The organism is Arthrobacter sp. MDT2-34-1 (assembly GCF_059091365.1).
This window is the reverse complement of the sequence record NZ_JBNHGO010000002.1, coordinates 411,218-433,516: the sequence shown is the minus strand read 5'-3', so window position 1 is coordinate 433,516 and position 22,299 is coordinate 411,218. Positions and strand designations below refer to the sequence as shown.

The 22,299-nt window shown below is 68.0% G+C and carries 21 protein-coding genes and 1 riboswitch; of the genes, 10 read left to right on the top strand and 11 right to left on the bottom strand.

Annotated features, from left to right (window positions below):
* Positions 1–82: 82 nt before the first annotated feature.
* Both AC5RVV_RS12400 and AC5RVV_RS12395 read right to left on the bottom strand, forming a co-directional pair.
* A complete protein-coding gene (locus AC5RVV_RS12400) occupies positions 83–1,603 on the bottom strand; it encodes an MDR family MFS transporter (protein ID WP_494001690.1) in 1,521 nt (506 codons plus the stop codon).
* 381 nt (positions 1,604–1,984) lie between these two features.
* Positions 1,985–2,893, bottom strand: a complete 909-nt coding sequence (locus AC5RVV_RS12395) for a C40 family peptidase (protein WP_494001689.1) — start codon at positions 2,891–2,893, stop codon at positions 1,985–1,987.
* A gap of 3 nt (positions 2,894–2,896) precedes the next feature.
* Positions 2,897–3,061, bottom strand: a riboswitch (cyclic di-AMP (ydaO/yuaA leader).
* Positions 3,062–3,253: 192 nt separating this feature from the next.
* On the opposite strand from AC5RVV_RS12395, the gene AC5RVV_RS12390 reads away from it, so the two are divergent.
* On the top strand, positions 3,254–4,243 hold the full coding sequence (locus tag AC5RVV_RS12390; RefSeq protein ID WP_494001688.1) for a LysR substrate-binding domain-containing protein: 990 nt from the start codon (positions 3,254–3,256) through the stop codon (positions 4,241–4,243).
* A 75-nt stretch (positions 4,244–4,318) separates the two neighbouring features.
* Here AC5RVV_RS12390 and AC5RVV_RS12385 read toward each other — a convergent pair whose 3' ends face one another.
* Both AC5RVV_RS12385 and AC5RVV_RS12380 read right to left on the bottom strand, forming a co-directional pair.
* Positions 4,319–5,680, bottom strand: a complete 1,362-nt coding sequence (locus AC5RVV_RS12385; RefSeq protein WP_494001687.1) for an MFS transporter — start codon at positions 5,678–5,680, stop codon at positions 4,319–4,321.
* Complete coding sequence (locus tag AC5RVV_RS12380; RefSeq protein WP_494001686.1) at positions 5,677–6,747, bottom strand: MBL fold metallo-hydrolase; 1,071 nt, start codon at positions 6,745–6,747, stop codon at positions 5,677–5,679. Before AC5RVV_RS12380 ends, AC5RVV_RS12385 begins: the two co-directional genes overlap by 4 nt.
* Positions 6,748–7,047: 300 nt before the next feature.
* Between AC5RVV_RS12380 and AC5RVV_RS12375 the strand changes: the two genes are divergently transcribed.
* On the top strand, positions 7,048–8,511 hold the full coding sequence (locus AC5RVV_RS12375) for an aldehyde dehydrogenase family protein (protein WP_494001685.1): 1,464 nt from the start codon (positions 7,048–7,050) through the stop codon (positions 8,509–8,511).
* Positions 8,512–8,515: 4 nt separating this feature from the next.
* Here AC5RVV_RS12375 and glsA read toward each other — a convergent pair whose 3' ends face one another.
* Positions 8,516–10,330 carry a glutaminase A gene (gene glsA, locus AC5RVV_RS12370; RefSeq protein ID WP_494001684.1) on the bottom strand — a complete coding sequence of 605 codons (1,815 nt, stop codon included), beginning with the start codon at positions 10,328–10,330 and terminating at the stop codon, positions 8,516–8,518.
* A gap of 147 nt (positions 10,331–10,477) precedes the next feature.
* On the opposite strand from glsA, the gene AC5RVV_RS12365 reads away from it, so the two are divergent.
* The 3 genes from AC5RVV_RS12365 (at position 10,478) to AC5RVV_RS12355 (ending at position 12,467) form a co-directional block, all read left to right on the top strand.
* Complete coding sequence (locus tag AC5RVV_RS12365) at positions 10,478–11,272, top strand: hypothetical protein (RefSeq protein ID WP_494001683.1); 795 nt, start codon at positions 10,478–10,480, stop codon at positions 11,270–11,272.
* Positions 11,273–11,467: 195 nt separating this feature from the next.
* Positions 11,468–11,905, top strand: a complete 438-nt coding sequence (locus AC5RVV_RS12360; RefSeq protein WP_494001682.1) for a LapA family protein — start codon at positions 11,468–11,470, stop codon at positions 11,903–11,905.
* Between the two features lie 13 nt (positions 11,906–11,918).
* Positions 11,919–12,467 (top strand): DUF488 domain-containing protein, encoded by a 549-nt coding sequence (locus AC5RVV_RS12355; RefSeq protein ID WP_494001681.1) that lies wholly within the window; start codon positions 11,919–11,921, stop codon positions 12,465–12,467.
* Positions 12,468–12,587: 120 nt separating this feature from the next.
* Here the strand turns inward: AC5RVV_RS12355 and AC5RVV_RS12350 are convergent, their stop codons facing one another.
* The 5 genes from AC5RVV_RS12350 to AC5RVV_RS12330 all read right to left on the bottom strand — a co-directional run bounded on the left by AC5RVV_RS12350 (position 12,588) and on the right by AC5RVV_RS12330 (position 16,161).
* Positions 12,588–12,887 carry a hypothetical protein gene (locus AC5RVV_RS12350; RefSeq protein ID WP_494001680.1) on the bottom strand — a complete coding sequence of 100 codons (300 nt, stop codon included), beginning with the start codon at positions 12,885–12,887 and terminating at the stop codon, positions 12,588–12,590.
* Positions 12,888–13,007: 120 nt separating this feature from the next.
* Positions 13,008–13,871, bottom strand: a complete 864-nt coding sequence (locus tag AC5RVV_RS12345; protein WP_494001679.1) for a phosphatase PAP2 family protein — start codon at positions 13,869–13,871, stop codon at positions 13,008–13,010.
* A 55-nt stretch (positions 13,872–13,926) separates the two neighbouring features.
* Entirely contained in the window at positions 13,927–14,136 is a 210-nt protein-coding gene (locus tag AC5RVV_RS12340; protein ID WP_494001678.1) for a CDGSH iron-sulfur domain-containing protein, read from the bottom strand.
* Positions 14,072–15,106, bottom strand: a complete 1,035-nt coding sequence (locus AC5RVV_RS12335; RefSeq protein WP_494001677.1) for a glycosyltransferase family 2 protein — start codon at positions 15,104–15,106, stop codon at positions 14,072–14,074. The genes AC5RVV_RS12340 and AC5RVV_RS12335 overlap by 65 nt, the downstream gene beginning before the upstream one ends.
* Positions 15,103–16,161 carry an iron-containing redox enzyme family protein gene (locus tag AC5RVV_RS12330; protein ID WP_494001676.1) on the bottom strand — a complete coding sequence of 353 codons (1,059 nt, stop codon included), beginning with the start codon at positions 16,159–16,161 and terminating at the stop codon, positions 15,103–15,105. The genes AC5RVV_RS12335 and AC5RVV_RS12330 overlap by 4 nt, the downstream gene beginning before the upstream one ends.
* Before the next feature lie 215 nt (positions 16,162–16,376).
* On the opposite strand from AC5RVV_RS12330, the gene AC5RVV_RS12325 reads away from it, so the two are divergent.
* The 3 genes from AC5RVV_RS12325 to AC5RVV_RS12315 all read left to right on the top strand — a co-directional run bounded on the left by AC5RVV_RS12325 (position 16,377) and on the right by AC5RVV_RS12315 (position 18,168).
* Positions 16,377–16,937, top strand: a complete 561-nt coding sequence (locus AC5RVV_RS12325) for a type 1 glutamine amidotransferase domain-containing protein (protein ID WP_494001675.1) — start codon at positions 16,377–16,379, stop codon at positions 16,935–16,937.
* A gap of 80 nt (positions 16,938–17,017) precedes the next feature.
* A complete protein-coding gene (locus AC5RVV_RS12320) occupies positions 17,018–17,578 on the top strand; it encodes a GNAT family N-acetyltransferase (protein WP_494001674.1) in 561 nt (186 codons plus the stop codon).
* 155 nt (positions 17,579–17,733) lie between these two features.
* Positions 17,734–18,168 (top strand): Hsp20/alpha crystallin family protein, encoded by a 435-nt coding sequence (locus tag AC5RVV_RS12315; RefSeq protein WP_494001673.1) that lies wholly within the window; start codon positions 17,734–17,736, stop codon positions 18,166–18,168.
* A 106-nt stretch (positions 18,169–18,274) separates the two neighbouring features.
* Here the strand turns inward: AC5RVV_RS12315 and AC5RVV_RS12310 are convergent, their stop codons facing one another.
* Positions 18,275–19,027: a SurA N-terminal domain-containing protein gene (locus tag AC5RVV_RS12310; RefSeq protein WP_494001672.1), complete on the bottom strand. Its 753-nt coding sequence runs from the start codon at positions 19,025–19,027 to the stop codon at positions 18,275–18,277.
* A 160-nt stretch (positions 19,028–19,187) separates the two neighbouring features.
* On the opposite strand from AC5RVV_RS12310, the gene AC5RVV_RS12305 reads away from it, so the two are divergent.
* A complete protein-coding gene (locus AC5RVV_RS12305) occupies positions 19,188–19,631 on the top strand; it encodes a glutaredoxin family protein (protein WP_494001671.1) in 444 nt (147 codons plus the stop codon).
* 402 nt (positions 19,632–20,033) lie between these two features.
* The gene (locus AC5RVV_RS12300) at positions 20,034–21,848 is read left to right on the top strand and encodes a DUF4389 domain-containing protein (RefSeq protein WP_494001670.1); all 1,815 of its coding nucleotides are present in this window, start codon (positions 20,034–20,036) and stop codon (positions 21,846–21,848) included.
* The last annotated feature ends 451 nt before the right edge of the window (positions 21,849–22,299 follow it).

The following is a 22,299-nucleotide window of genomic DNA, read 5'->3' as shown; positions in this document are numbered from 1 at the left end:
AGCTCGGCCGGCTATGTGCAGCGGGGCTCCGTAAGCACGGTCAGCGGGCGACCGGCACGCCCATCCCGCCTGAACCCCGTCGTCAGCGGGCGACCGGCGCGCCCTCCACTGAAGCCGGCTCGCCGGCGGGCTCCTCCACCGGTTTCCGGATGAATAACGCCGCCGCCACGGCCACAATGGAGATGAGGGCTCCGGCCAGGAAAGCCATCCGCACTCCGCCTGCCACCGCCGTCGTCGTTGCCGCACCTTCGGCGGAAAGAACGGCCGCCTGCATGGACATGACGGTGACGAACATGGCGGTGCCCGCTGCCCCGGCCACTTGCTGCACCGTGCCGATGACGGCGCTTCCGTGCGAGTACAGCTGCCGCCGCACCGAGCCGAGACCAGCGGAGAACAGCGGCGTGAACAGCAGGGCCAGGCCCACGCTGAGCACGATGTGCGCCGCCAGCAGCGTCAGCGGGGCGGTGTCCTCGCCGACCGTGGAGAAGAAGCAGAGCACGGCGCTGACCACCGCCGTCCCCGGCACCAGCAGCACCCTCGGGCCGAACTTGTCATAGAGCCGGCCGACGGCCGGGGCCAGCAGGCCCATCAGCAGCCCGCCCGGCAGCAGCATCAGCCCGATCTGCAGCGGCTCGAGCTCCAGGACCTGCTGCATATATATAGGGAGCAGAATGATGGTGCCGAACAGTGCGGCCATGCTGACGGCCATCAGCCCGACGGACACGGAGAAGTTGCCGGAGCGGAAGGTCCGCAGGTCCAGCAACGCCCTGTCCGAGCGCTGCAGCCGAACCTGACGGAGCAGGAATACCAGCAGCCCCACGCCGCCGGCCGCAAACGCAACCCACATGGCGGCACCCGTGCCCGGCCCCGCCGTCGTTGTTCCGTGCCCCGCGCCGACCTGGCTGAGGCCGTAGATCAGCCCGCCGAAGCCGATGGCGGAGAGCGCCACCGACGGCAGGTCCAGCGGCACCGGCCGAGGCTCGGTCACGTTCTGGATCCGCCGGTTGCCGACGGCCAGCATGGCCAGCGCGATCGGCAGCACCAGCCAGAACATCCAGCGCCAGGACAAGGTGTTGAGGATGATACCGGAGATGGTCGGGCCGATGGCCGGCGCCACCGATATGACAATCGAGACGTTGCCCATCGTTTTGCCGCGGTCCTCGGCCGGCACCAGGTTCATCAGCGTGGTCATCAGCAGCGGCATCATGATCGCGGTGCCGGACGCCTGAACCACGCGGGCCACCAGCAGCACCTCGAACCCCGGAGCCAGCGCGGCCAGCAGCGTTCCCGCGGAGAACAGCGCCATCGAAGCGGTGAAAACCTGGCGCGTGGTGAAACGCTGAAGGAGGAATCCGGTCACCGGGATGACCACCGCCATGGTCAGCATGAACGCCGTGGTCAGCCACTGCGCCGCGCGGGCGCTGATGCCCAGGTCGTTCATCAGGTCGGTCAGCGCCACGGACATGATGGTCTCGTTCAGGATCACCACGAACGCAGACACCAACAGGATGCCAATCACACGGCGGTTCCGGCTCGACTCATCAGCCGTCAGCCCGCTGCCGCGGGCGGGTCCGGGCCGTGCCGAGGCTCTGTTCGTCGACATATCTTTATTCACGGGAAGATCCTCGCGTGGAAATCGTGCTGTTGGGGGCGGCCGGAAACAGCCCAAGAAGGCCGGGCGCAGGCGGAGTAACAGCTTAACCTGCCCCCACTGACTCCTATTCCCGGCGGTCAACCTCGAATAAACAACGACGCCGGTGCTCGCCGCCGGGCGGCAACCGCCTCCTGCGGGGGAGGGGCGCGCGCCAATGGTTCCCCCACCGGTCCCCTTCAAGAGGACTCCCGCCGCGTCGTTTAAGTGGAGGGAAAGTCGCGCTTACGGGTTAAAAGAGGAGAAGCCCCGCCGGCGCAAGGCCGACGAGGCTTCCCTGTGATCCCGGACCGGCCGTTGGGGGAATAACCGGTCCAGGAGTTTTGGGGGTGGTTACATCGTGTAGTAACCGGTAACGGGCATGGCGTTCACGTCGTGCACCATGGTGCCCTGGCTCGGGTTCAGGGCGCTGATCATTTTGCCGCCGCCCAGGTAGATGCCCACGTGGCCGCCGCCGTTCTGCACCACCAGGTCGCCCGGCTGCGGGTTGCTGGTCGGGGTCAGGGCGCCGCCCTGGTGCTGGCTGAGGCGGGGGAGGTCAACGCCGGCCTGGGCGTAGACCCACTGGGTGAAGCCGGAGCAGTCCCAGCCGGCCGTGGAGGTGCCGCCCCAGACGTAGGGCGTGCCCTGGGCGGACAGGGCGATGTCCACGATGCTCTGGTTGCCGCCGGTGGAGGCCGGCTTGATGTCGGCGCTGGCCAGCGAGACAGTCGCGGCGTCGGTCGACGCAGCCAGGGTCGTAGCGGCTCCGCCGCCGCCCTGCGCTGCCTGTCCGCCACCGGACTGTGCGGATCCGGTCAGCGCGATCTGGTCGCCCGGGTAGATGATGGAGTACGCGCCCAGGCCGTTGATGGCCAGCACGTCCTGCACATTCTTGCCGTACTGGGCGGCAATCGTGCCCACGGTGTCGCCCGCGACCACGGTGTGCGTGGTGGCACCGGTAGCGGCACCGGCGTCGGCGGCCGAGCTGGTAACGGAAGCGCGCTCCACCTCGAAGCCGGCGTTGGCCGGAGCGGCAACGGTGTCCGTTGCATTGGCAGCGCCGTAGGTCGGGACCGTGACATCGGCGGCGGCATTGGCCGGCAGGCCGGCACCCAGCATCAGGCCACCGGCGGCGGTGACGACGGCGGCGCCGCGGCCGACGGTTCCGGCGCGGGACGAGACAGCCTGGGACAGACCGGCCACGGTGGTGTTGCGGACCGGGGTGGCACGGTGGCGTGCGCGATTGTTTTTGAGCAGCAAGAAGATACCTCTCCCAATGCCTGCGAGGTAAGCTGTCGGGTTCGGGTGGGAGTCACCCGGCCGTGCGGCAGTGCGGTAAGCACTCCGTACGACTTAACCCCAAGAGCCCCAAGAGGGGCCCGGAATATGGGTCCCCCGCCTCTGCCAGATGTCTAGCGAACGAACTCGGAAAGGCTGGCAGAGCTAGGCAATACCCTCCGAGGACATCGGCGCATGATCGCCGACGTGCTGAAAACATTACATAACGGTTCGGTAACTGTCCAAGCCCTGAAATTTACCTGTGGATAACCTGAGAGCCATCTTGCGGTCAGGAGCGAGCAACCCCCAGGGGGCCGTTGCACGCGTCCGTCACGGTACATCGTGCGCAACAATCGGCCGATTAAGCAGTCGCTGGGGGCTAACTTGTACGCTGGCAGAGTGGTGGACTTCACGCTTAAACAGCTGCAGTACTTTGTGGCAGTCGCTGACCACGGCTCAATCTCGGCCGCCGCCGCCGCCAGCCACATCTCACAGGCGGCGATGTCCCAGGCGCTGACAGAGCTGGAGCGGATCGTCGGCGCGCAGCTGATGGTGCGGCACCGGTCCCGCGGAATCGCCCTGACCGGCGTCGGGCAGCAGTTCCTGCGCGACGTCCGGAGCCTGGTCCGGCACGCCGACGACGTGCAGAACAGCATCATCGAGCGCCAGCAGGGGTTGGTCGGCCCGCTGGCCATCGGCTGTTACAGCACCCTGTCCGCCTTCTGGGTGCCGGTGATCAGCGAACGGTTCATCAGGCCGCATCCGCGCCTCACCGTGACCTTGGAGGAAGGCGAGGCCGCCGAGCTGCAGCACCGGATGCAAGAGGGCTATTTGGATGCGGTGCTGACCCATACGCGGCACCTCTTGCCCGGCGTGCAGGCCCGCACCGTCAAGGAAGGCCGGCCCTACGTCCTGCTTGCTGCAAGCCACCCGCTGGCTTCGCGCAAAAGCGTGCGGCTCGCCGAGCTGGCCGAAGAAGACTTCGTCTCGCTGGACATCCCCACCGTGCGAGATAACCAGTTGGTCAATCTGCGGCTTTCCGGGCTGGATCCGAAGATCGCCTGGCGTTCGTCAAGTTTTGAGGCGGTGCGGGGAATGGTGGCGCGCGGCCTCGGCTACACCGTGCTGGTGCAGCGGCCGCCGGGCAATCACAGCTACGACGGGCTTCCCTTGGCCACGGTGGAAATCGAGGGGCCGGTCGGTCACAGCGATGTCTGTGTGGCCTACGCAAGCGTCACCCGGCCCAGCCTCAGGCTGCGGGCATTCCTGGATTTTTGCGCAGAAGTCGGCGGCGCTGCGGCGAGCGGATGGGATGAGCACACGACGGCGTGACCCCGCTTAACCGCGACGGCGGCCGCTGCCCCAGGCAACGGCCGCCGCATGCCGGTTACGGCATGGCTGGAGGAACTACATGTTCTCCGCGGTCAGGTCCTGGTCCTTTCCTTCCTTGATTGCCAGGATGCACAGCCCTGCGAGGACGAACGCGCCGGCCCAGACCGTCGCCACCAGCCACAGCTCGCCGCCGGCCGCCAGCACCAGCCCGCTGGCGATCATGGGGGTAAAACCTGCGCCCAGCGTCGAGGAGAGCTGGTAGACCAGCGAGGCGCCGGTGTAGCGCATCCGGGTCGGGAACAGCTCGGCGGTAAACGCCCCGAACGGTCCGAAGATCGTGCCCTGGATGACGCCGTTGGCCAGGAACAGCCCGATCGCGAACAGCCACAGCGTCCCGAGCTCCAGCATCCACATGATGGGGAAGGCCAGCACCGCGCCGGCGGTGATGCCGATCAGCATCACGGGCCGGCGGCCGAGCTTGTCGCTGTGCCGGGCCGCAAACCAGATGGCGACGACGGTCAGCGCCGCGCCCAACGCTTTGACGTTGAGGACGCTCGTCCGGTCCAGGCCGACCTCGTCCACCACATAGGAGATGGCCCAGACGGTCATCAGGCCCTGGACGGTGTAGGAGCTCATCCCCACCAGCGTGCCCATGATCACGTTCTTCGGGTACTTCGTCAGCACCTCGAGAATCGGGATCTTTTTCTCCTCGGCCTTGTCCTCCAGCGCAAGGAACAGCGGGGACTCGGCGACCTTGAGGCGAACGATCAGGCCAATGCCCACCAGGACGATGCTGATCAGGAACGGCAGCCGCCAGCCCCAGGTCAGGAACTGCTCGTCCGGCAGCACGGACACGGCCGAAACCGCCAGGGTGGCCAACACCGCACCGGCGGGACCTCCCATGTTGGCGAAACTGGCCGCGAACCCGCGGCGTTCCTTCGGCGCGTGTTCCAGGCCCATCAGCATGGCACCGCCCCATTCGCCCCCGACGGCCAAGCCCTGGACGATGCGCAGGACGATCAGCGCCAACGGAGCGGCCATGCCTATCTGCGCCGTAGTCGGCAGCAGGCCGATCAGGGTAGTCGCCACGCCCATGAGCACCATGGAGGTGATCAGCACGCCCTTGCGCCCCAGCCGGTCACCGAAGTGGCCGAAGATGATCCCGCCGAGCGGCCGGGCGATGTAGCCGACCGCCAGCGTGGCGAAGGAGGCGAAGATCCCCACCGCGGGGTCCAGGTTCACGAAGAACACCGTGTTGAAAACCAGCGCCGCCGCGGTGGCGTAGAGGATGAAATCGTAGAATTCGATGGCACTGCCCAGGAAGCTGGACGCCAGGATGCGCCGCATCTCCGGGGTGTTGAGGCTAGGGACCTTTAGGTCCCCGGGCTGCCTGTCGTTCGCCGCAGGGGCCGACGCCGTCGTCGTGTTATTGCTCATGGTGCAACCGCCATTTCGTCATGATCGGCGACTCCGGTGGATTCCGGGTCGCTGGAAGAGAAGGAGATAACGTCCAGATCGTCGGGGATCAGGAACGTGCCGCTGAAGTCCTTGCCGTGTGCCTGCCAGACTGCGTCCGGAGTGGTTCCCGGCACCAGGTGGTGCAGCGCCAAGGTGCGGGCGCCGGCCTGCCGCGCGATCGCGATGGCGTCCTGCGGCGAGGTGTGGGACCTGCGGTGGTGGTCCATTGAGGCCCGGGCTTCGTCGGAATCGATGCTGCCGTACGCCCGCTGCACCCAGTCGAAGTCGATGGCCTCGTGCAGGAGCAGGTCGGTGCCGCGGGCCAGCCGCACCAGGTTTTGGCAGGGGGCGGTGTCGCCGGAGATCGTGACCGACCCTTCGGCCGTGTCGAACCGGAAGGCGAAGGCGGGTGCCACGGGCGGGTGCTCCACCAGGGTCGCTGTCACGGTGACCAGCTCATCGCGGTAGATCTCGAACGGCTCCATGCCGGCCGGCGTCGGGTTCTGGTTCGGGTGGTAGCCGATTGCGTCGGGGACCACGATGTCTTCGGCCACGAAATAGTCCAGCGGCGAGGGGCGCAGGGCGTCGATGACCCGGTCGTTGAGGTCGGTGGCGTACGCCTGCATCAGGTGGTGGAACATGTCCCGGGTGCCCGGCGTCGGCAATTGCGGGAAAACGGGCGACGGCGGAACCGTGGCGCGGGGTGAAGCCGGCGGCAATTCTCCCCGGTCGCCGGGTCCCAGAATGCGGATGCTCCGCTGTCCGGGCGTGAGGGTGAACAATCCGAAGATGGCCAGCCCGGCCAGATCGATCGTGTGGTCGGAATGCAGGTGGGTCAGGAAAATCCCGCGCAACGACGAAACCTGCAGGCCTGCTTTCATCAGCTGGCGTCCGACGCCGTTGCCGGCGTCCACCAGATAGACGGCATCGCCGACGACGACGGCGGTGGCGATGCCGGTCCGGCGGCCTGCATTCTCTCCGGTCCACCAGCGGGGACCGCCCGCGGTGCCCAGCGTGACGACGTGCGGCTTGAGGGAATGGGTCATGGGTCGAGCTCCTCGGAAGTCTTTCCGCCTGTGGTGCCGGCGGAACCTGAATCCCATGATGCGGCTCACAAACACTTTCGTAAAACGGTAATAACCGACCTACTTAAACGGTTTCACTTATAACGTGGCCGGCCCGTTCGGCTGCCGGCGATCCTCTGCCGGCGATCCTCATCCGCGTCCGTGCCATTGTCCGGGCACGGCGGCGGGAGTAGGCTCCGCCTTATCCGGGCCGCGGGGACGGCCGGCGCTTCGGCTGTGGCCGGCGGCGTGGCCCAGCCACTTCGGAAAGGAATGAGCGCCATGCCCATCACGCGTGAGTTGATCATCAACGGCGAGCACGTCCCGGCAGCCTCCGGCAAGACCACCGAGGACATCGGCCCCTACACGGGCGAACCCTTCGCGACCGTCGCTGCCGCCGGGCCGGAAGATGTCACGCGAGCGGTCGACGCGGCGTCGGCGGCCTTCGACGATTGGGCCGCTACGCCTCCCACCCAGCGGGCAAAGATTTTCCTAAAAGCTGCAGATTTGTTCGAAGAACGGATGCAGCAGGGCATCGAGTTGATGGCCGGCGAGGTGGGCGGCGTGGCGGTCTGGGCCGGGTTCAACGTCCAGCTGGCCGCCAACATCCTGCGCTCGGCCGCCGCGGCCACCACCGCGCCGCGCGGCGACGTGCTGGCCACCGACCTGCCCGGCAAATTCTCGTTCTCCGTCCGGCGGCCCTACGGCGTGGTGGCGGCGCTGTCTCCGTGGAACGCGCCCTTCATCCTGGGCATGCGGGCCATGGCCATCCCGATGGCCGTGGGAAACACCGTGGTGCTCAAGCCCAGCGAGGACGCGCCCCTTTCCTGCGGCCTGTTCCTGGCCGACGCGTTGCTGGATGCGGGCCTGCCCGCCGGAGTGCTGAACGTCATCACGAATGACCGGGCGGACGCGAACGAGGTGGTGAGCACCCTGATCTCCGACCCCCGCGTGCGCAACGTGAACTTCACCGGTTCCACCAAGGTGGGACGCATCGTCGGAACGCTGGCTGCGCAGAACCTGAAGCCTGCGGTGCTTGAGCTCGGCGGCAAAAACTCCCTGGTGGTGCTCAAGGACGCCGACGTCGACTACGCCGTGCAGGCGGCGACCTTCGGCTCGTTCATGAACGCCGGGCAGATCTGCATGTCCGTGGATCGCGTGATCGTGGACCGCAGCATTTCCGAGGAGTTCTCGAGCCGCTTCGCGGAGAAGGTCGCCACGCTGCCCACCGGGGACCCGATGAAGCAGGACACGGTGATAGGCCCGCAGGTCACGCAGGCCGCGGCGGACCGGCAGTATGCATTGATCGACGACGCCGTGTCCAAGGGCGCGACGGTGCTGGCCGGCGGCGGGAAGGCTGCCCAGGCCGTGGTGCCCGCGACGGTGCTCTCCGGGATCACCGAGGAGATGCGGATCTACGACGAGGAGATCTTCGGTTCGGCGACCACGGTGATGGAGGTGGACGGCCCGGAACAGGCGGTGAGGCTGGCGAACGACACGCACTACGGCCTGACCTCCGGTGTCATCACGGAGAACCTGGCCGAGGGCATCGAGGTGGCGCAGCGGCTCAAGACCGGCATTGGCCACGTTAACGACCAGCCGGTGCTGGATGAACCGATGGCCCCGTTCGGCGGCATCCAGGAGTCGGGCTACGGCAAGTTCGGCGGGCAGGCCGGCATCAATTCGTTCACTGAGGAGCGCTGGATCACCATCCAGCAGAACGGGCACGCGCAGTACCCGTTCTGAGCCGTCAGTCGCGGATGCGCACGGCCGTTTCGCGCATGTAGCGGTCCACGTGTGCGTACGCGTCGCGGGTCAGGGCTTTCCAGAGCTCGACGGCGAGGCGCGGGTTTTCGCTCTCCAGCCGGTTCATGGTTTCGGCCGGGAGGAGCTTGACCCGAACGGGGCCATCGGCGCGCACGGTGGTTTCCTGCCGGTCCGCGCTGCCCAGCGCCATTTCGCCGAACGTCATGCCGGCGCTGAGGGTGGTGAGTTTGACCCTGATGTTCTCCGGCCCGGTGGAGGTGGTGGTGACGCGGCCGGACAGGATGAAATAGACGCCGGCGAAGCGCTGGCCAACCCGGCGGATGAGCTCGCCGTCGTCATAGCTGCGCTCTTCCATCAGCTCCGCGAGCGCGGCGGAGTCCTCCCGGTCGAGCGGGCTGAGCGCAGGGGAGTTGGCCACATCCACGGTGGCGGGCATGCAGAGCTGATCGCCGTAGCCGGCGATCAGCCGATTTTCGGCGAATTCGACGGCGGTGCTGCGGGTGGCGAACGACGGCATTGGCCGCCCGGATTCCTCGAACCGCTGCGCCAGGGCGCCCTCGCCGTCGATCATCACCAGTTCGCGCCCGGCGTCCGCGAGCGAGGCGCGAAGCTGCTCCAGCATGTCCAGGGCGACCGGGGCGGTTTCGTCCACCCGGCGCATGTCCAGGATGACGAGTTCCACGGAATCGTCCAGGTCGCTGACCTCGCGCACCATGGATTCCGTGCCGGCGAACAGCAGGTCGCCGTTCAGCTCGATGACGCGGGCGCGGTGCCCGTTGGCGCGCAGCACCTCGGCGGCCTCGTCGTTGCGGCGGATCCCGGACGGGGCGTCGGTGATGTCGTAGCTGGCGCGGATGGCGTTGCGGCCGGTGCGCGCGGCCCGGACGAAGTGCAGCCCCATGTCGTGCGAGATCCGCCGGCTGGCCGCCACGCCGCGCACGCTGCTGCCGTGGTCGTCCAGCGGCGGCGAATAAACGGCCAGGCCCAACTGGCCCGGCAGCACCGCGAGCAGGCCGCCGCCGACCCCGGACTTCGCCGGCATGCCCACGTCCGAGAGCCAGGCACCGGCGTCGTCGTACATGCCGCAGGTAGCCATCACGGAGAGGACCCGTTCCTCCACCTCCAGGTCCAGCACCTGTTTTCCGGTGAGCGGGTTGGTGCCGCCGTTAGCCAGTGTGGCCGCCATGACCGAGAGGTCGCGGCAGGTGACGAGCACCGAGCATTGCCGGAAGTAGTCCTCGGCCACCGGGTCCGGATCCTGCTCGATGATCTCGAAGGAGCGCAGCAGGTGGGCCAGCGCCCGGTTGCGGTAGCCGTGCCGCGCCTCCGACTGAAACGTGCGTTCGCTGACCGACAGGTCGCGGCCGGCGAAGGCGGAATAGTGCTCGAGGATGCGGCGGAAACCGGTCTTGCCGCCGCTGCCCTTGATCAGGGAGGTGGCGGTCAGTGCTCCGGCATTGATCATCGCGTTGGCCGGGCGGCCGGTGCCCGGAGCCAGGGAGATCTCGTTGAAGGCGTTGCCCGACGGTTCTACGTCCACCTTCCGGTCCACTGCGTCGAGGCCGAGGTCGGAGAGCGCGAGCCCGTACGTGAAGGGCTTGGATATGGACTGGATGGTGAACTCTTCGTTAGAGTCGCCGACCTCGTACACATAGCCGTCCACGGTGGCCAGGCAGATGGCGAACTTGTCCGGGTCCGCCCCGGCCATCGCGGGAATCCCGCCGTACGGCTTGCCGTCCTTGAGGCCGGCGAGCTCGGCGTGCAGGGTGCGGAGATAGCTCTGGATAGGGGAGTCCATGATGCCAGCCTATGGGGTGGCTGGAACGTACAACCAACGGGGCGGGTCCCGGCCCGGCCCACGGGCCATGCCCGGCGAGCGGGCCGCCGAGGTGCCGATCATGCCGGAAAGCCGAGTCGTCGGCGGCCTGCGGGTTAGATTGGCGGTATGACCGATCCCGGGCCGGTGCCGGCCGCCGACAATCCGCTGTTCGACTTGCTGGGCGCCGGTGATCGCGACGGGGTCCTTGGCTACGCGGCAGCCATGCCGGACAGCGAAAAGCGGCGCCAGAAGTCGATGGTGCGGCGGTTCCGGACGGTGGTCTCGGCAGAGCCGACCGGCGAGCGCTCGCCGGACGGGTGGTGGCAGGGCCCGCTGAAGCCCGACCATTGGGCCGCCGCGGACATCGCCCACATGGCCTGCATCGGCGCCGAGCGGTCCGCCAACCTGTCCTACACCGACTTCAAAGTTGCGCGCGACGTGCCGCCGGTGTTGTTTCCGGGCCACCTTGACCTGTTCGTCGAGGCATGGGCTGCCCGCTATCTGCGCAATCCCAAAGGCTGGGACCGCAACCGAGGAATTGAGGCGATGTTTGACTGGGTCCGCGACGGCCTCGTGCCCGCCCCGGCGCACCGAGGCGCGATGCTCCTGCTGTTGAGCCAGACGCAGGTTGAAGCCATCGATTTTTTAATGTTCCTGCGGGCGCGGCCGGGATTAATCGACGTGACGCTCAAGGAACTGTTCCACGTACCCGGAATCAAAGGTGCCAGCGCCATGCAGTTCGATGAGGGCAATCCCTGGGAGAACCGCAAGCTGGCGGTTCTGCTGCCGCAGTTGGTGAAGCTGGGCTACTGGGACGCCGAGTGGGTCCGGCAGGGGATTGAACGCGTCCTGGTGAGCGACGAATGGCCGGACTACCAGAAGCGCTTTTTCAAGTTGTTGCGCAGCAACCTCGCGGAGTAGCAAGGGCCGGCAACGGACCTTGAATGGGCGGCCGTGCGGCAGGCCGTCCCCTGATGACTGGAAGCTGCCAGGTGGGCAGATCGAAGTGCACGAAGTCGTGGCGCACGACGTGTTTGCGGTTTGACACCGGTGTTGCTGCCCTGATGCATCGTCTACGCTGAGGGAAAAGGCGCCGCGGCGAAAGGCAGGACAGCAATGACTTCCAATCCGCAGGGCACGGGACGGGACGGAGCCGAAGCCGGGGGTACCCACACCGGCCGATCGGGAGCGGGGCCGTCCGGCGGCTCCGGGCAGGGCAAATCCGGCGATCTTGGGCCCAAAACCGGCGGGACAGGCCGGGACGCGCTTGACGGGCGCGAGGCGAGGCAACAAGGCACCCGGCTGGGGATGATCTGGACGTCGGTGGTCGTTGCGCTGCTCCTGCTGGTGCTGCTGATTGTGTTCATCGCGCAGAACCAGGACCAGGTCCTGCTGCGCTATTTCGGCTTCGAGGGGCAAGTCGCACTGGGGCTGGCGCTGTTCGTGGCGTCGGTCGCCGGGGGAATCTTCGTCGCCGCCGCCGGGGCAGCCCGCATCATCCAGCTGCGCTACCGCACCCGCGTGAGCCGCAAGAACGGTTCGGCCCCGCGTTAATTCGGATTCGCAGATGGCACAGGACGTACATAGCCGGCTGTTCACGGTCGGTCACGGCACCAGCACGCCCGAAGAGCTGGCCGAACTGCTCCACGGCGCCGGCGTGCAAAAGGTCGTCGATGTCCGCCGGTTCCCGGGCAGCCGCAAGCATCCGGACATGGGTCGCGACGCGCTCGCCGAATGGCTTCCGACTGCGGGCCTCGGCTACCGCTGGGAAGAAGACTTGGGCGGCCGACGGCGGATTCCCGCCGGCGAGCCGGAGCCGGACAGTTGGTGGCAAGTCGCTGCGTTCCGGGCCTATGCCGCCTACACCCGCACCCCGGAATTCGCCAAGGGACTGGGACGCCTGGTGACCGACGCCGAGGCCGCCGACGTGGCGATCATGTGCAGCGAGAGCGTGTGGTGGCGCTGCCACCGCCGGATCATCTCGGACGTCCTGGTGCTGCTGCACGCCTTCGAGGTCGTGCACCTGCTGCCCGGCGGCAAGAAATCATTACACGAGCCGGCGGCGGGTGCGCGAACCGAAGCCGGCCGGTTGTACTGGGACCTGCCGGCGGCATAACGCCGGGCGATACCCCACCGTTCGGGAACCGAGCGCAGTCGAACGCAATAAACCACGGCGCCGGGGAACCGAGCCGCGGCTCCGGAAATCAACCCTTGGCGGCCCGCGCGCCGGTGGCGGTCAGCGCTTGCGGCCGAAGACCAGCGAAGCCAGCGCCGTCGCCGCCGTCACCGTATACACCGCCGGCCAGGCGCCGATCTTCTTGGCCAGCGGATGGGACACGCCAAAGGCCGCCAGATAGCCACCGGTCAGTGCCGCCGCCCGCCCGGTGCCGGCGTTGCGCTGCCACATCGCGAAGGCTCCGGCCCCCGCGACGGCCAACACGGCGCCGGCCAGCGGGCGGTTCTTGGTCGCCTGGCCGGTCTTGAAACCGCCGAGCAGGCCGGTGCTGGTGAGCAGGGTGGGGAGGACGGAACTCATGGGCATCTCCTTGGACGTCGGGACTTCCAGACTATCCCCGCCCACTCGCCAGCGGGGTGCTCGGCAACCGTGCAGGTGTCCCGGTCGAACCCGCCTGAGGGCATCTGCCCCGGCGCCGCCCTAGGGTGCCGCCGGCGGGGATCTCCTCTTGGCGGGACCCCGTGCACCCCCGCGGTGCCAAACGGTCAGGTAGAGGCGGTGGGCGGTGATGACCAGCGCCAGCCACGCGGCACCGAGGGTCCAGGCGACCAGGACATCGGTGAACCAGTGGTGGCCCAGAAAGACCCTGCTCAATCCCATGGCCACCGCGAACAGGGCAGCGGCGCCGACGGTGAGGATCTTCGACCGCCGTTTGGCCTGGCGCAGGATGAGCAGGTAGGCCACCACGCCGGCGATGACGACCGCGTTGAGGGAGTGCCCGCTGGGAAAGGACGCCGAATATTCGAACGGCGGCACCGCCTCCCGCAGCGGCGGCCGGGCCCGTCCGATGAACTGCTTGGCGGCAACCGTCATTAACAGCGACCCGGCGGCGGCGGTGGTGATCAGGATGGCCGGTGTCCAGGACCGCCGGCGGAAGGTCAGGATACCCATGACCAGCAACGCGAGGATCGGCATGCCGATGGGCCCGCCGATGTTCGTGAACGCGGTCACCGCCGTATTGAGCCAGGGTGACCGGACGGTTTGTGCAGCGTCCAGGACCGGCTGATCGAATTCGGCAACGCCGTCTTCGTCGGTCACCGCCTCGTAGATCTCGGTCGACGCGACGGTGAGCAGCACGGCGACCAGCGCCCCGGCGGCCAGCGTGAGGATCAACGCGCCGTGTGGACCCAGGATGCTGCTGAGGCGGTGCATCCCGCGTGCCAAAAACCTGCCCGGTGGCGTGTTCCACCGGGTCAGGTCCCGCCCGCCCAGGAAGCGCTCTTCGCGCGGACCGTCCACCGGCCGGGACGGCGCGGCGTCGTCGTCGTTGACTTCGTCAGGCATTACGCCCCCTCAGCGGCGGTGCCGCACCACCGCGTTACGGCGCCGCACGACCGCGCTACTGCGCGGCCTTCCGCCTCGCCGCGATCAGCTTGTGCGTTCCGTCGCAGTACGGTTTGATGCCCGACGCGCCGCAGCGGCACAGGGCGACCGTCTCCCGCGTCCGGGGCACCGCCTCGCCGTCGCCGTCCACGAGGTCAAAGTCACCGCGCACCAGCAGCGGCCCGTCGGGGCAGACGACGATCTCGGTCGGTTCCTGGCTCGTCATAAATTTCTCCTATCGAAGCGTTGGAGTGGCTGAACCGCCGCCGCAGTGATGCCGGGCTGCTGGCCGCGCTCCGCAGCCGGCGGCCGGAATACGGCACGCCGCCCGCCCAGCGCCAGCCCACGGCGAGCCATGAGGTCACGGCCCGCTCCAGCACCCACAGCGGTGCCCACAGCGCGGCCCGCGCGCCGAACACCCGGGCACCGCTGGCGCGCCGCCGCCCCGCTTCTGCAAGGACGACGGCGGCGGCCGCCCACGCCCCGTAGCCCGCCGGCCGGCGCGCCTGCAGCAGCAGGAGCGGGACCAGCAGCAGCTCGACGGCCAGGCGCCCGGGCTGGGTTTGCGAATCGTAGGCCTGCCGAACCCGCTGGCCCACGAAGTGCCGGAAGGTGGGCGGCAGCCGCCGGACGTAGATGCCGTCGGCCCGGACCTGGCGTCCGCCCGCGGCCTGGACCGTGCGGATCAGTTCCAGGTTCTCGAACAACACGTCGCCGCGGTAGCCGCCGGTCCTCAGCAGCAGCGAGCGGCGGACGCCGAGCGTTCCCGGGTAGTCGGACGCGAACGCCCGGTTCAGCAGGGACCGCGCGGTGTCCCAGCGGGCATGCCACGGCAGCGGGTCGAAGTAGTTCTGCGGGCGCACCAATTCGGCCTGCGCCAGCAATTCCGCGACGGCGGCAAGGCTCTCCGGGGTGTACCGCACGTCGTCGTCGGCGATGATGACCCGGTCATGCCGCGCCTGCCGCAATCCGGTGAGCACCCCCTGGACTTTCCCGTTGGGCGTGGCCGGTCCGTCCGGGCGGAGATGCTGCACCCGCCGCTGCCAGAGCCGGTGATGCCGTTCGAACACGGGATCGGCGGATCCGTCCACCACGGTGATGTCCACCCAGGCAGGCAGCGACATGAGGTACGCAGTCAGCTCGGCGTCGCCGGAACAGTCCTGCCACTTCAGCGGCAGGACATATTCGATGCTCACACCGATGCGCCGGCAGCGACCGGCGCCTCTTGGCCCGGATCGAGCGGCTGGCGCAGCGCCGACCTGCCGGCATTCCACGCGTCCAGCTGCCAACCGCCGGCGAGTCCGTCCAGATAGCAGGCGCTGCCGGCACCGAAAAAGACGTCCGCGGCGAGCGTGGGGTCCTCGGCGATCAGCCCGCCGGCGAGATCCCGTCCGGCAATCTGTTCATGTACTGCGTCCGCTTCAACATGCTCGTCGAAGTACTCGGCCACCTCGCCGTCGAAGCCCAGCCGGCGGAAGCCGCGGGCGTATTTTCCGTTCGGGATGGAGGAAGTCATTTCGTAGATGGCCAGATGCCCGCAGATGGCTCCGCGCAACCGTCGCTGGAGCCCGAACATGGACATGGCGTTGACCGACGCCAGCGTGATGGCCGGAACAGAGTCCACATATGCGCCGAAGGTCGGATTAAGGCCCAGCCCCTGCATGGTGCGCGCGAACAGCTGCGAGTGCATCCGCCCGGGCTTTCCGCCGCCGTACTCGTCCGCCTGGATCTCCACCATCGCCGACTTCGCCCGCCCGTGCAGGCGCGGAATCGCCCAGGTATGCGGGTCGGCTTCTTTGAGCTGGTACACCGAGCGGAGCACCACAAATTCCTTCGCCTGCTCCAGCGTGGCCTCGCGCGCCATGAATCCGGAGACGCTCGGCCCGCCGTCGTCGGCTGCCATCTCGAACAGCCGGTCCGCCACGGCCTGCGCCGTCAGCCGCTCCGGCACCGCCACGGACACCGACTCCCGCAGCCTCGCTTCCAGGTCTTGCTCAATCTTCGCGCGGACCTGCAGCAGCGGCAGATTCCACTCCCACCGGTCGTTCACTCCGTCCAACCCGCCGTAGTGCAATTCGTACAGGCAGAACAGTGCCAGCTGCAGATCGTCGTCGAACAGGATGTCCGCCGTTGAGGCCAATGCGTGCTCTGTTGCGTCCTGCACCTGCGGCAGGGCGTCCGGAACGTCGTTGCGCTGCAGCGCGGCCAGCAGTGTTTCACTGACAGGACCCCGGGGATGTGGAAGCTTCACGGCGTCTCCTTATGTAGCCCGCGCATGGCGTTATGTACCGCGCTCGGCGGCGATCTGTTGATCTCAAGTGCATCCCGGCGGCCGCGGGACGTCAAGGCCCCGCCCGACCGCTGACCCGCAGCGGGGAGCAGGAACGTCCCCCGCCGCTTGGCTTCACTTCCCAGCGGTGGCAAGGTGGGAAGAGTCCGAACATCCCCGTAGGAAGGACGGAAGACATGCCCGAAATTGCCGGCAAAAAGGTCCTGGTAGCGGTGAGTAACCGCGGCGTCGAACAGGACGAACTGAAAATCCCGGTCGAAAAACTGCGCGCAGCCGGGGTCGACGTCACGATCGCGGCACCTGAAGCCGGCGACGTGGAAACCCTGGTCGGGGACTGGGACCGGGGCGAAAAAATCCCGGTGGACAAGTCTTTGCCGGATGTTTCCGACGGCGACTACGACCTGCTGGTTCTGCCCGGCGGGACCCTGAACGCGGATCAGCTGCGGCTGGACCCGGACGCCCAGGGCATCGTGCGGTCCTTCTCCGAATCCGGCCGGCCGATCGCCGCCATCTGCCACGGACCGTGGCTCCTGGTCGAAACCGGGCGCACCCGCGGAAAGACCCTCACCTCCTACGTCTCGCTCAAGGCGGACATCATGAATTCCGGCGGCCAGTGGGACGACGAACCCGTGGTGATCGACCGCGAGCACGGCTGGACCCTGGTCACGTCCCGCAACCCGGGCGATCTGGACCAGTTCGTGGCCGCCGTCATGGACGTCCTGGCCGAAACCACTTGAGCCCGGACGTTACGCCCGTGCAGCCCCCTTCCGCGCCGCCCGTGCCGGCCCCGCAGAAGGGAACCGGCCCCATCGCAGACATGGATGCACGCCTGCCCTTGGCTTGGCCGGAGGTCACGCCGGCGCAGGGCAGCGTGGTGCTACGCCAATTCCGCAGCGACGACGCCCATCTGGCGTTGGAGTTGGCCCGGGATCCGTACATCCCGCTGATCAGTTCCATCCCTTCGCCGTGCCGGGAGGACGACGCGGTGGAGTGGATCCTGCGCCAGAACGGCCGGTTCACCTCCGGCGCCGGGTACTCCTTCGCGGTGGCGGACGCGGAGTCGGATCGGGCAGTGGGCCAGATCGGACTGTGGCTGACCTACCTGCCGGAAGGCCGGTCGACCGCCGGCTACCTGATGGGCCCGGCATACCGGGGGCAGGGCCGGGCGGCGGATGCGCTCGCGGCGCTCGCGGCCTTCGCCTGGACCATCCCGGAACTGCACCGGCTGGAGCTTTACATCGAGCCCTGGAACAACGCCTCGATCCGGACCGCCGAATCCGCAGGTTTCAGCCGCGAGGGCCTGCTGCGCAGCTACCAAACCATCGGCGGCGTGCGCCGGGACATGCTGCTCTATGCCGCGATCCGCCCGCAGGCCTAACCCATTCCCGTATATACCGGGCAGCTATACCATGTTGCCGTGCCGAACGCACCGGGTGCGTTATGCCAGAACCTGCACCTGCGAAAACTGAAGGGTATGACGGGCCGGCGGCGCCTGGCCGCCAGCCTGCCGTTTCTGTCACAGGAGTGTGAGCCATGAGCGATTTGTTGAGGTGGCCGCCGTTCGAGCGCCGCTCGCCCTTCGAATTGGCGGAGCCGTTCCGCCGCTTTTTCGAGGGTGAACAGGAAAAATCCATGATTCGGGTGGAGGAGGAAATCAAAGACAACGTCCTGACCATCCGCGCCGAACTGCCGGGCATCGACCCGGAGAAGGACGCCGAGATCTCCGTCTCCGAGGGACAGTTGCATATCCACGCCGAGCGCCACGAGCGGAAGGAGCAGAAGGAGAAGGGCAGCTACCGCTCGGAGTTCCGCTACGGATCCTTCTCCCGCAGCGTGCCGCTGCCCCAGGGCGTCAAAGACGAGGACATCACCGCCACCTACCGGGACGGAGTGCTCGAGATCAAGGCCCCTGTTCCCCAGGTGGAGGCGGAAACGCCGCGACAGAAAATACAGGTCAGGCGCGGGTAGGGCGCCGGTTGCGTCAGCGCCCGGAAACTACGTCAGCCGCCCCACAACTACGACGACGGTGACCGCTAAGTCGGGCACCGTCGTCGTAGTTTCGAGAGAGGGAGAATCAGAGGTTGATCTTGACGTCCGCCTTCTCACGCAGGTCCGTGACCAGGGCCTGGGTGGCTTCGGTTTCCTTCTGCGCCTGAATCTGCTGCTCCAGGTTCGGGCGCATTTCCTTCATCGAGGGGACCTCGGCCTTCTGGCCGGTCTGTTCGCCCATCTGCTCCTGCTGCTTCTTGGCCTGCTCGTAGGCGGCCTTCAGCTCGTCCTCGGTGGGCTTGGCGTTGCCGGCCTCCTCGGCAATCAGTTTGTCCACCCGGACCTGGGTTTCCATCTCGGCATTGACCTCGTCCTCGGTCATGCCCTGTTCCTTGATGGCGGCCATGAGCTCGTCCACGGTCTTGAACTGGTTGGCCTTCGCCATCTCCTCCAGTGAGGCCTGCACGTCCTTGTCGGACGCCTTGATCCCGCGGTTGTCCGCTTCCTGAATCAGCAACTGCGTGCCGACCATGGCCTCGGCCGTCTGCTGCTTCAGCGCGTCCTGGTCCACGTCCTGCCCCGTCATCTGGGACTGCATGGCCATCTGCTGGAACTGCCCTTCGTACGCGGCGGTGAACTTGTCCTTCGGGATCTCCGTCCCGTTGACCACGGCCACCACGTCCGGGATGCCTTCAAGATCCGGCTCCGGCAGCTGGGCCTGCCCTTCCGCACCCGCGCCGGCTTCCGCGGAGGCCGCCGGGCTCGAACCGCTCTCCTCCGCCGGCGACCCGCCACAGGCGGTGAGGACGGCGATGGAGCCGGCAACGGCCAGGCTCAATAACCACTTCTTAGTCACTCTGTTCTCCCATCTCGGTGCATAAGTCAGCGACACTACTGGCCCACCATGTGTGTTGCCGTGGCGAAAGCTGGGAGAAACCTAGGCGAAAGCGGAGGGAGGGCGACGGTGGCCTGCGAAACGGCGCGCGTACGCTGTGTCCATGAAACGCTACGAGCGATGGTTCCCTGCAGCAGCTTTGGCCGGGTTGGGCGTGGCTGCCCTGGTCTACAAGGGGCAGGACGGCGATTGGCTGCCCGCCATCATCTTCGCCACGCTGCTGCTGGCCGGCGCGTGGGCGGTCAGTCCCTTCTTCGGCAGCCGGCGGGCCGCCCCGTGGACCGCGTTGCGGGACCAAAGCGACGATCCTGGCCGGGTGGTCATCTTCTGGCGGCCCGGCTGCGTCTACTGCCTGCGGCTCAGGGCAACCCTGGGCCGCAACGGCCGGGCCGCCCACTGGGTGAACATCTGGCAGGACCCGGAAGGCGCGGCGTTCGTCCGGCAGCACAACGACGGAAACGAAACCGTTCCCACGGTGTTGCTGGGCGGCGAGGTCGTGACGAACCCGGAGCCCAACCTTGTCGGCCGGGCCTTGGCCGGCAGGTAAGCGCTGACTCTATCCCCGGTCCGAGCGGCTGAGTACCATGGTGCCTGCAGCCACACGCGCCGAGCGCGGCCGGGCATGTGTACCGCCGGCATTTGACGGACTGGGGCTGCCTGAAGTGCGCCGGCGTTCAGGCTGGCCTCGTTCCTGTTGGGGGCGGGAGCCGGGCCTTGGAGGGCACACTGTGACGGGGAAGCGCACCCAGGGGGAGGTGGCACCATGCGGGTTTCGAATGCCTCTGCCGGTCCCCTTGATGCGACGTTGGAGACCGCTGGGCGGATTGCTGACGCGCTGACGCACGAGAACCCGATAGCCGGGCGCCGGTCTGGCTGCCCGCATCCTGCCAACCCAGCCGTAGGCGCTTAGTCCGGGCCCGGTTCCGGCACGCGCTGCGAAAGGACCGTCATGACCGCCCAACCTGTCCCGCCTCCCGCGCCTGGTCCGGCGCCGCCAGCCGCCCGGATGAAGCCCGGACACTGGGTGCTGCTGATCCTCGGTGTGCTGCTGACCGTCGCCGGGCTGGCCTTGACCATCAGCGCCGCCGTCATTCTGGGTGCCAGCGCCGTGCAGGGCGACGGCCGCTACCTGACCGGGCCGACGGAGCAGTACCAGAGCACGGGGTATGCCCTGGTCGGCCCTTCCGTGGTCGTCGACCCCGGGGCAGCGGGAATGCCCAATATTCCGGCACTCGGAGACCTGGCGAGTTTCCAGGTGCGGGTCACCCCCATGGTTCCGGACCAAGAGGTGTTCGTGGGCATCGCCGAGGCCTCCGACGCGGCGGCCTACCTGGAGGGCGTCTCCTACACCTCGCTGGGTGACGCCTCCCGGTCCGACGACGGAGACCGGCCGGGGCGCTCGTCGTGGTTCGATGACGACGACGAGGTGACCTCGGAAGGGGACCGCGTGCCGGCCCCGCCCGGGGAGCAGGACTTCTGGACGGAATCGACCTCCGGCAGGGGCCCGCAGCAGATTGCCTGGGACCTGCAGCCCGGCCAATGGTCGCTCGTCGTGATGAACGCCGATGCCTCCCGCCCGGTGTGGGTGGAGGCGCAGGCAGGGGCACGATCCGATGTGCTGGGACCGGCCGGGAGCGGCCTCTTGATCGCCGGGCTGATCGGCCTGGTCATCGGCGTTCCCCTCCTGTTGCTCGGTTCCGCCGGCCTGGGCCGCGACATCGATCCGGATCGTTCCCGTCCGGGCCAGCGGCAGGGCCCGGGTCCGGACGGCATGGATCAGTACCGCCGCCCGGGCCAGGGCCCGGGAGCCGCGCCGGCCGCGAGCGCAGGGTGGGGACGGTCGACGCAGTCCTACCCGGTGCTGGTGACCGGTTTCCTGGATGGCCGGCTCTCGCGCTGGCTCTGGCTCGTCAAGTGGTTGTTGGCGATTCCGCATTACATCGTCTTGGCCGTGCTGTGGTTTGCCGTGCTGGTGGCCACGATCGCGGCCGGGATCGTGATCTTGTTCACCGGGCGTTATCCGAGGTCCTGGTTCTGGTTCAACGTCGGTGTGCTGCGCTGGTCCTGGCGTGTGGGTTTCTACGGGTACTCCGCGCTGGGCACGGACCGGTATCCGCCGTTCACCTTGGCCGCCGCGGACTACCCGGCCAACCTGGACGTGGCGTACCCGCAGCGCCTCTCGCACTGGCTCGTGCTGGTGAAATGGTGGCTGCTGGCCATCCCGCACCTGCTCATCGTCGGCATCTTCACCAGCGGCACCGGTGCCGCCTGGGACCGCGGCTGGGGCAGGGGCTGGGGCGAGGACGCCTATGCGTCCCCGGCAACGTGGGGCCCCTCGCTGCTGGGCTTGCTCGTGCTGATCACCGCTGTGATCCTGCTCTTCAGCAGCCGTTACCGGCAGGAGCTGTTCGACCTGATCATCGGCATCAACCGCTGGGCCTACCGGGTGGCGGCCTACGTCTTGCTGATGCGCGACGAGTACCCGCCCTTCCGCCTGGACCAGGGGCCCGTCGACCCGTCTGCCACGGCCGCAGCGCAGGGGCCCGTCGATCCGTCGGCTCCGGCCGCTGCGCAAGGGCCCGTCTACCCGGGGACCGCACCTCAGGGGCCAGGGCCCGTCTACCCGGGGACCGCCCCTCAGGGGCCAGGGCCCGCCAACCCGCAGGCGCCGACAGCCCGGCCGCAAGAACCCGGGACACCCGGAACACCGCCCCCGGGCAACGGGGGACCGGAGCCGTGGACCCGCCCGCCAGGAACGACCTAAGCCAAGAGACTGCTCCTGGCAGCCTTCACCCGCGTTCCTTCTGGCCACGCAGCGGACCCAGCTAGGGTGTGTCTCCGCATTAGGCGAAGCCAGGTAAGGACGAGATTGCTCGCCGATGATTCCGGGCGGCGCCGCTCAGCCATGTCGACCGTCGCACGCTCCGTCGGGCGCTCCCCGTAGAATCCGATCGGAGAGGGAGGGACAGTTGTGCTGGAACTGACGACGCCCGCATCGTCGATTCGGATCTGGCCGGACGACCGTCCAGCTGATCATCCTGCCGACCGCCAGGGAACTGTACTTCTCCTACCTGCACGAGCGGGCAGGCCTCTCCGGTCCGAAACCGCCGGTTCGCACGCATGACCCGCCGCACCAACGACGCGCTGACCCTGGCCGCCCCAAAAGCATGGGGAGTGTCAACCAGATCCAAATGGGCTCGCGCACTGCCGGTCAT